We start from the raw sequence: 7,519 nt of genomic DNA, 5'->3' as shown, positions 1-7,519 counted from the left end.
TCATAATCACGCCTATGCTAATTTCGAGGAGCTGAGGACAGCTACGATTGCCTTCGTCAACTACTACAATCACAAACAGATAAAAACAAAACTGGCCGGAATGACTCCGGTAGAATTCCGGAAACATTCCAGCCAGTTTGTGGCTTAAAAATTACTCCAACTTTTGGGGTTCAGTTCATCGCCTTTTTGTGTGGCGGCAATAAAACATAAAAAAACCAGGCGGCTAACCCCGTCATGACAGGGTTGGTGTAGCTATGTTGGCGACGGGTGTCAAGTTTTTGTTGGCATGTGTTTTCAGAAAGCGTAAGATAAACAATTGGCATTTATTTTTTTGTGTGTGCAAGACGGCGTCAAGGGACGTGGATCGCGGCACACTTTTTTGGAGGAATGATTAACGATGCAAATGGATCCAGATCTGACGCCGTCCACAAAATCGATGAAGTGGCCGGTATTGACGTTTTTGACCTTTACCACGATCGTCGGCTTTGAAGACGTGATCTACCCGTTCCAAAACCAAGGGTTATCGGTGGTATTTTCATGGCTGTTTATGGCGATCGCTTATGTCTTGCCTTACGGGATGATCTCCGCGCAAATGGGCTCCACGTTCAATGAAGCCGGCGGCGGGTTAGCCAGCTGGTCGCGCCGGGCGATCGGCGATGGGGCCGGCTATTGGACCGGCTGGATGTTTTGGGCCAGTTTGATGCCTTACACCGTCGATGTGGCCAATTCGGTCATCGTGTCCTTGTCTTGGACGATCTTAGGGGACAATACCTTAGACAAGTATATGAATAATGTGCTGTTTGGGGTGTTCACCTTCGTGGTCATCGGGGCGTTTTTACTGTTCCAAAACTTCGTCCAACGCTCGCTGGAGATCATGGGGATGATCGCCGGGGCGGCGATGTTCATCATGACGGTATTGTTTGTGATCATGACAGTGGTCGGCTTGCGGCAAGGGATCCACATTGCCACGCAGCCATTTGGCCTGAAGGCATTTATCCCGCATTTTGATACGCATTACTTCGCCACGACCGGGCTGTTGGTCTTTGCGGTGTCTGGGGCGGAACTTGGCGCCGCTTATGTGACGCGCTTGCGTGATCCTAAATCTGAATTTCCTAAGGCGATGTACTTGCTGATCGTGTTGACCGCCTTTTTGACGATTTTTGGTTCCATCGCGTTAGGGGTGTTCTTCAATGCCCATCATCTGCCAGATGACTTGAAGATGAACGGGGCCTTTTATGCCTTCGAGCGGTTAGGCGAAAGCTTGGGCTTGGGCAAGTTGATGTTACATATCTACTCGTTTGTGTCCTTGATCTATATGCTGTCGCAGCTGGCCGTCTTGTTGGATGCTTCCAGCCGCGTGTTATCTGCCGATCAGTCGGATCGCTACATGCCAAGTTGGATGCGGAAAATGGACCGTTCTGGCCGACCGATCCATTCTTACACGCTGACCGCCGGGTTGTGCTTGTTCCTATTATTGATGTCTGGGACTTTGCCAAGCATCAACTCGATTTTTAACTGGCTGTTGAACCTTAACGGGATCGTGACGCCATATAAATCTTGCTGGCTGTTCTTAGGCTTCATCGCCTTGCGCTTGCATCAAGAAGAATATGACTCGCCGTTTGTCTTCATCAAAAATCGCCGGTTGGCCTTGGCCGTTGGCGTTTGGGGCTTCGCGTTTGCGTTTATCTGCGCCAGCCTTGGGGTCTTGCCGCAAGAAGGGGCCGTTTGGTCCGGCTTGTGGTGGCACGAATTGTTCTTAAACATCATCTCGGTCGCCGTTTTGTTTGGGGTTGGCGGGATCATGCCGCTGTTAGCCCACCGCGAACGCAAAGCCAAAGGCATCGCTTAAATACACGCCGCAAGCGGCTTTTGCACCGACCAAGCGGCCGGTGCAAAAGCCGCTTTTTGGTGGCGCAGGCATCTTTCGTGACAGGATTGCCAAGCTATCGTAAACTAAAAACAAGCGCAATGCGGCCGTGGAAAAGTGGTGTTGCGCGCAAGTGAGAATGGCTTTCCCCTAAGCCGATTAGCCTTTGACAGTGTGTGGTCAAAGGCTATTTTTCGTTGCTGAAGCAACTAGAAAGCGTAGAATAAAAGCAATTCGTGGTAGAGCTGGTGGAAAAAATGGTCGCGCAAATCGTCGTGGTGTTTATCTTATTATTAGCGTGTGTGCTCCAAGGCTGGCCGCTGGCTTGGGGTTTGGCAGTCGGCTGGGTGGTGTTTGCCTGCGGCGCGCAGCAAGCGATCGGCTGGCGGCAAGTATTGGCGGTGAGCTGGCAAGGTTTGCGCACCGCCTGGGTCGTGGTGCGGACGTTGACTTTGATCGGGGCATTGATCGGAGCGTGGATGGCGTCTGGGACGATCGCAACGATCGTGGCGCTGACGTTTCGGCTGGTTACGCCGTCAACTTTTGTGGTGATGACCTTTGTGATCTGTGCGGTAGTATCGACCATTATCGGCACGTCTTTTGGCACCTTGTCTGTCGTCGGCGTGCCGTTGATGATCGTGGCGCGCAGCGGGCGCATCGACTTGGAGGTGGTGGCTGGGGCAATCATTGCCGGGATCTACGTTGGCGATCGCTGCAGCCCCTTATCCAGCTCGGCGAGTTTAGTGGCGGCAGTGACGGGCACGCACTTATCACAAAACGTCCGGCAAATGCTCAAGACCGGTTGGCTGCCGTTGGGGTTGGCTGTGATCGGCTATGCCGGCTTGTCTTGGCGGTCGCCTTTAGCGCATTTGCAAGCCAACTTGTTGACGGCGCTAGCGCATGATTTTGTCTTGGCCTGGTGGCAGCTGCTGCCGGCAGCAATCGTGATCGGCTTGGCAATCTTGCGGCGGCCGATCAGCGAATCGATCCTGATGAGTTTAGTGGTCACGATGCTGTTAGGCCATTTTGGCCAGCATACGCCTTGGTCGACGCTGTTGTGGGCGATGCTGGCAGGGTTTCATCCCGCAGGCGCCCACCCGGTAGCCGGCGGCGGCATCTCATCGATGCTCACGGCGATCAGTGTGGTGCTGGTTTCTTGCGCCTTAGCCGGCGTGTTAAATGCGACTAGTACCATCCAAGGTTTGGAACAACGCATGCAGCGCCAAAAGCTCACGCCTCAACGCCGCTTTTGGCTGACTGGGGTGGTGGCGCTGGTGACTGCCGGGTTTGGCTGCAACCAAAGCGTGGCGGTGATCTTGACAAACACGCTGATGCGTCCGCAATACGGCCAAGAGCGCCAAGCGCTGGCAAGCGACATTGAAAATACCGCCATCGTGTTGGCCCCGTTGATCCCTTGGAACATTGCGGTGTTCGTGCCGACTACGGTGTTAGGCGTCAGCTTCGCCGGCTACTGGCCATACGCGTTATTCTTATACTTGGTCCCGCTATGCAACTGGCTGCTGGCTAAAAAGCCGCGTCGACAAGCCGCACCCTAGTAGGCGACAGCCGTATTTGCTATACTGAATTCGGTAGCGTTTTCAATTGACAAAGAGGAGGACGATGATGGACAGCCACCACTGGCGCATTGGGGTGATCGGGTTGGCCGCTGTGGGGTTAGCGGCGTGTTCGGCTCCGCAAAAAGCCGCCGAACCAAGCAGCCGCCCCAATGCCCCAGCGGTTTCGACCATCGGCGTGACCTTAACTGGGATCGTCTTGCGCATCGCGGGTCAAGCGGTGTTCTTTTACGGGTCAGACATGGCAAAAATCACCACCCCACAGCAGCTGCAAGCGTATTTTGCTTCAGGGGTAACGATCAACGAAAGCCCATACCCGACGGCTTCGGATAAGATCAAGGTGGCGGCTTATGTACTGCAGCCGCCGCCGCAGCTGCCAGCGGCTTTTGTGCCGCACACCACCGTGCAGATCCATGTGCCTAGCGCCCAAGAGGCGGTCAGCCGCCAAATGCAAGTCGATTTGACCAGCGTTGACGGCATCCCTACCACCAAAGTGCAAACGGTGTGCTTTGCCCAGTAACGAGGCCGCGCGCCGCTGCCTTGAGTCTTCAGTGCGCTCACCGCCGCTGTGTGGTACACTGGTAACGCATTGTTTATACTAAAATGGAGGCGTAATGCATTGGCAGATCGACCAATTCGGGTGCGCTATGCACCAAGTCCTACCGGTCATTTACACATTGGGAATGCTCGGACGGCACTGTTTAATTACCTTTTTGCACGACACAACAATGGGACGATGGTGCTGCGGATCGAAGACACAGACACTAAGCGCAACATTGCAGACGGCGAAAAGAGTCAGATCGAAAACCTGCACTGGCTAGGTATCGACTGGGATGAAGGTCCAGACAAAGGCGGCGATTTTGGACCGTACCGGCAATCTGAACGCAAAGACATCTACATGAAGTACATCAACCAGCTTCTTGAAGAAGGTAAGGCTTATGAGTCTTACAAGACTGAAGAAGAACTGCAAGCGGATCGTGAAGCCCAACAAGCTAACCACGAGATGCCGCATTACGTTTACGAATATGAAGGCTTGACCGAAGCCCAAAAGCAAGCCAAGATCGCTGAAGCAAAGGCCAAAGGCTTGACGCCGGTCATCCGTTTCCACATCCCGCAAGATCAAGCTTACGAGTGGAACGATATCGTCAAAGGCGACATTTCCATCGACGGCAACACGATCGGCGGCGATTTTGTCATCTTGAAGCGCGATGGCATGCCGACTTATAACTTCGCGGTGGTCGTTGATGACCATTTGATGCAGATCACGCATGTCTTGCGCGGGGATGACCACATTGCCAACACCCCAAAGCAAATGGCGATTTATGACGCCTTAGGCTGGGAGAAGCCAGTATTTGGCCACATGACGCTGATCATCAATGGCGCGACTGGCAAGAAGCTGTCCAAGCGTGATGAAAATGTCTTGCAGTTCATCGAACAATATCGCGAACTCGGCTACTTGCCGAATGCGATGTTCAACTTCATCACCTTGCTGGGCTGGTCGCCTAAAGGCGAAGACGAGATCTTCACCAAAAAGGAATTCATCAAGCTCTTTGATGAACACCGCTTAAGCAAGTCGCCGGCGCGTTTTGACCAAAAGAAGCTGGAATGGGTCAACAACAAGTACATCAAAGAGACCCAACCGTCTGAATTGACGGCGTTGGCTTTGGAGAACTTGATCGAAGCGGGGCGCTTTGCCAAAGATCCCGACGCGCAAACGATCGAATGGGCGCGCCAAATGATCAGCTTGTATATCCCGCAAATGAGCTACACGCAACAAGTCGTGGACTTATCCAGCATTTTCTTTGATGAGCGCACCGCGCTGACCGAAGACGAAATGAAGGAATTGGCGGATGATAATGCCTTGCCAGTGATCAAGCTGCTCAAGGAGCGCTTGACCAATTTGGAGCTGTTCACCGCTTACTTCATCAACCAAGAGGTCTATCAGATCCGCTTGGCGACTGGCGTCAAGGGCCGCAAGCTCTTTATGCCGGTGCGGATCGCGGCAACGTTCCATATGCATGGCCCGCAATTAGCGGAAACCATGGAATTGATGGGCCGCGACAAAGTCATGGCTAACATCGATCGGGTCTTGGCCTTGATCAACAAGTAATGGCACTACTAGCATCTTTGCAGCGACTCGGATTGAGCCGCGGCAAAGGTGCTTTTTTATTGTTTTTATTATTGTATTTTCCGTGTGTTCAGTTTGACAGCGCATACATCTATTAGCTACACTGAATATGTAACCGGAGGAAGACCGTACAGTATTTTTGGGGTGCCATTCACCGTTTGCAACAACTGAAAAATGACTTAAGGTGACAAGCCAGTATGCTTGTCCTTAGGTCCAGGAGGATACAGATGGCCACAACACGAGAGTTTGCCCGCACTGCAATTGGCCCCAGCAACCGACTATTTTCGAATTTCAAGGTGATGGTGGAATCGGCTTTTTATGGGAATAATGTGGAACACATTGGGGATTTGACGACGGCTTATCACTTGGCCCAACAAGCGCCTGGCGTAGTCACCACCGATATGCCGGTGGCGCATACGGCGGAGTTGGGCTTGCCGGCTGACGCCAAAGTCTTGGTGGCCAACGACGGCAAGGTGGTAGGCCGGACGGCTGCGGCCCGGCGGATCATTGGCCAGCCAGGCATTGACGCCAAGGATTATGGGGATCTGCTGCGCGAAGCCATGTTCATTGGCACCCGCCGCCAGTTTTATACCGGGGATGTGGTCGTGGGCTTGGATCGCGAGTTTTCCGTGCAGGCGCACTTGATGCTCAACCAAGATTACGCCGCGAATTTCTATACTTACTTGTTGAACTTCCAGATCGCCACTGCCAGTGCGCTGCAGTGGTATGAGCAAAGCCAGCCGTTGCCAGAAAGCGATATTTATGTTTACGCCGATCCTGACTGGGCGCATCCCGATTTTCCTAATGGTTTGGCCTTGTTTGACCCGGAACACAATGTGGCGGCGATCTTGGGCTTGCGCTATTTTGGGGAGCTGAAAAAAGCCACCTTAACCTTAGCCTGGGCCACGGCCCATCGCCATGGGTTCACGGCTTGTCATGGCGGGATGAAGCGTTATGACTTAGGCACGCGCAAGTTCACCATGGCGGCGTTTGGCTTGTCAGGTTCTGGCAAGTCGACGATCACCTTGGCCAAACACGCCGGCAAGTACCAAGTGGATGTCTTGCATGATGATGCGTTTGTGATCAACAAACGATCCGGGACCACCACCGCACTGGAGCCGGCGTATTTTGACAAGACGGCGGATTATGCGCCGAGCGATCCTGACTTGAAATATTTTCTCACCGCCCAAAACGTCGGCATCACCTTAGATGAGCACGGGCAAAAAGTGCTCGTTACCCAAGAAGTGCGCAACAATAACGGCCGGGCGATCAAGTCGCGGTATTTGACGCCGAATCGCGTGGATCATCTAAACGAGCCGCTGAATGCCGTTTTTTGGATCATGAAAGATGATACGCTGCCGCCGGTGCTGAAGATCACGGATCCGACGTTAGCTGCGGTGTTTGGGGTGACGTTGGCGACGAAGCGGTCGACGGCTGAGAATCTGGTGGGCAAAGTCGATATGAATGCGCTGGTGATCGAACCGTTTGCCAATCCGTTCCGCTGCTATCCGCTGGGGGAAGATTATGCTGATTTTCGCGAGTTGTTTGCCAGCGGCAAGATCAGCTGCTATGTCTTGAATACCGGCTATTTCAACGGCACGAAAGTCACCCCCAGTGTGACCCTTGACGCGATCGGCAAGATCGTGGAAAATGCCGCGGCATTTACGCCATTTGGCCCGCTTGCCAACTTGGAATATCTGGCGCTGCCAGACTATGCCATCGATTTTCACGATCCGGATTATGTGGCGCGCCTGCGCTTGCGGATGCAAGACCGCTTGCAGTTCGTCCAGACACAACAAACCGCTAATGACGGGTACAACGCGTTGCCAGATGAAGCCGCCACGATGCTGCAACAGCTGATCGATCATTTGAATTAAGCACAAAATCCCCTTGGTGTGAACTGCCAAGGGGATTTTGCGGTACAATAGGGCCTAAATTATTGGAGGTCAC

6 protein-coding genes are annotated in these 7,519 nt (G+C 53.2%); all 6 read left to right on the top strand.

Annotation, left to right across the window (positions count from 1 at the left end; all coding sequences use genetic code 11):
- Nucleotides 1-148, top strand: a 148-nt coding sequence (locus EKM91_RS14280) for an IS3 family transposase (protein WP_164508574.1), incomplete at its 5' end; no start/stop codon positions are given.
- Nucleotides 149-397: 249 nt separating this feature from the next.
- Complete coding sequence (locus EKM91_RS11785) at nt 398-1,849, top strand: APC family permease (protein ID WP_225419518.1); 1,452 nt, start codon at nt 398-400, stop codon at nt 1,847-1,849.
- Between the two features lie 275 nt (nt 1,850-2,124).
- Nucleotides 2,125-3,423: a Na+/H+ antiporter NhaC family protein gene (locus tag EKM91_RS11780; protein ID WP_125754117.1), complete on the top strand. Its 1,299-nt coding sequence runs from the start codon at nt 2,125-2,127 to the stop codon at nt 3,421-3,423.
- Between the two features lie 67 nt (nt 3,424-3,490).
- Nucleotides 3,491-3,961, top strand: a complete 471-nt coding sequence (locus EKM91_RS11775; protein ID WP_164508573.1) for a hypothetical protein — start codon at nt 3,491-3,493, stop codon at nt 3,959-3,961.
- A gap of 99 nt (nt 3,962-4,060) precedes the next feature.
- A complete protein-coding gene (gene gltX / locus EKM91_RS11770; RefSeq protein WP_125754115.1) occupies nt 4,061-5,551 on the top strand; it encodes a glutamate--tRNA ligase in 1,491 nt (496 codons plus the stop codon).
- 245 nt (nt 5,552-5,796) lie between these two features.
- Nucleotides 5,797-7,446, top strand: coding sequence for a phosphoenolpyruvate carboxykinase (ATP) (locus EKM91_RS11765; RefSeq protein ID WP_125754114.1), 1,650 nt, complete (start codon nt 5,797-5,799; stop codon nt 7,444-7,446).
- The last annotated feature ends 73 nt before the right edge of the window (nt 7,447-7,519 follow it).

The sequence above is a fragment of the Lacticaseibacillus baoqingensis genome (genome assembly GCF_003946165.1).
Classification (GTDB): Bacteria; Bacillota; Bacilli; order Lactobacillales; family Lactobacillaceae; genus Lacticaseibacillus; species Lacticaseibacillus baoqingensis.
The sequence above is the reverse complement of the archived record's forward strand: the minus strand, read 5'-3'. Positions and strand labels throughout refer to the sequence as shown.

Coding starts and splice junctions, on each gene's coding strand:
- EKM91_RS11785 (WP_225419518.1), top strand. CDS start 398: ATGCAAATGGATCCAGATCTGACGCCGTCCACAAAATCGATGAAGTGG.
- EKM91_RS11780 (WP_125754117.1), top strand. CDS start 2,125: ATGGTCGCGCAAATCGTCGTGGTGTTTATCTTATTATTAGCGTGTGTG.
- EKM91_RS11775 (WP_164508573.1), top strand. CDS start 3,491: ATGGACAGCCACCACTGGCGCATTGGGGTGATCGGGTTGGCCGCTGTG.
- EKM91_RS11765 (WP_125754114.1), top strand. CDS start 5,797: ATGGCCACAACACGAGAGTTTGCCCGCACTGCAATTGGCCCCAGCAAC.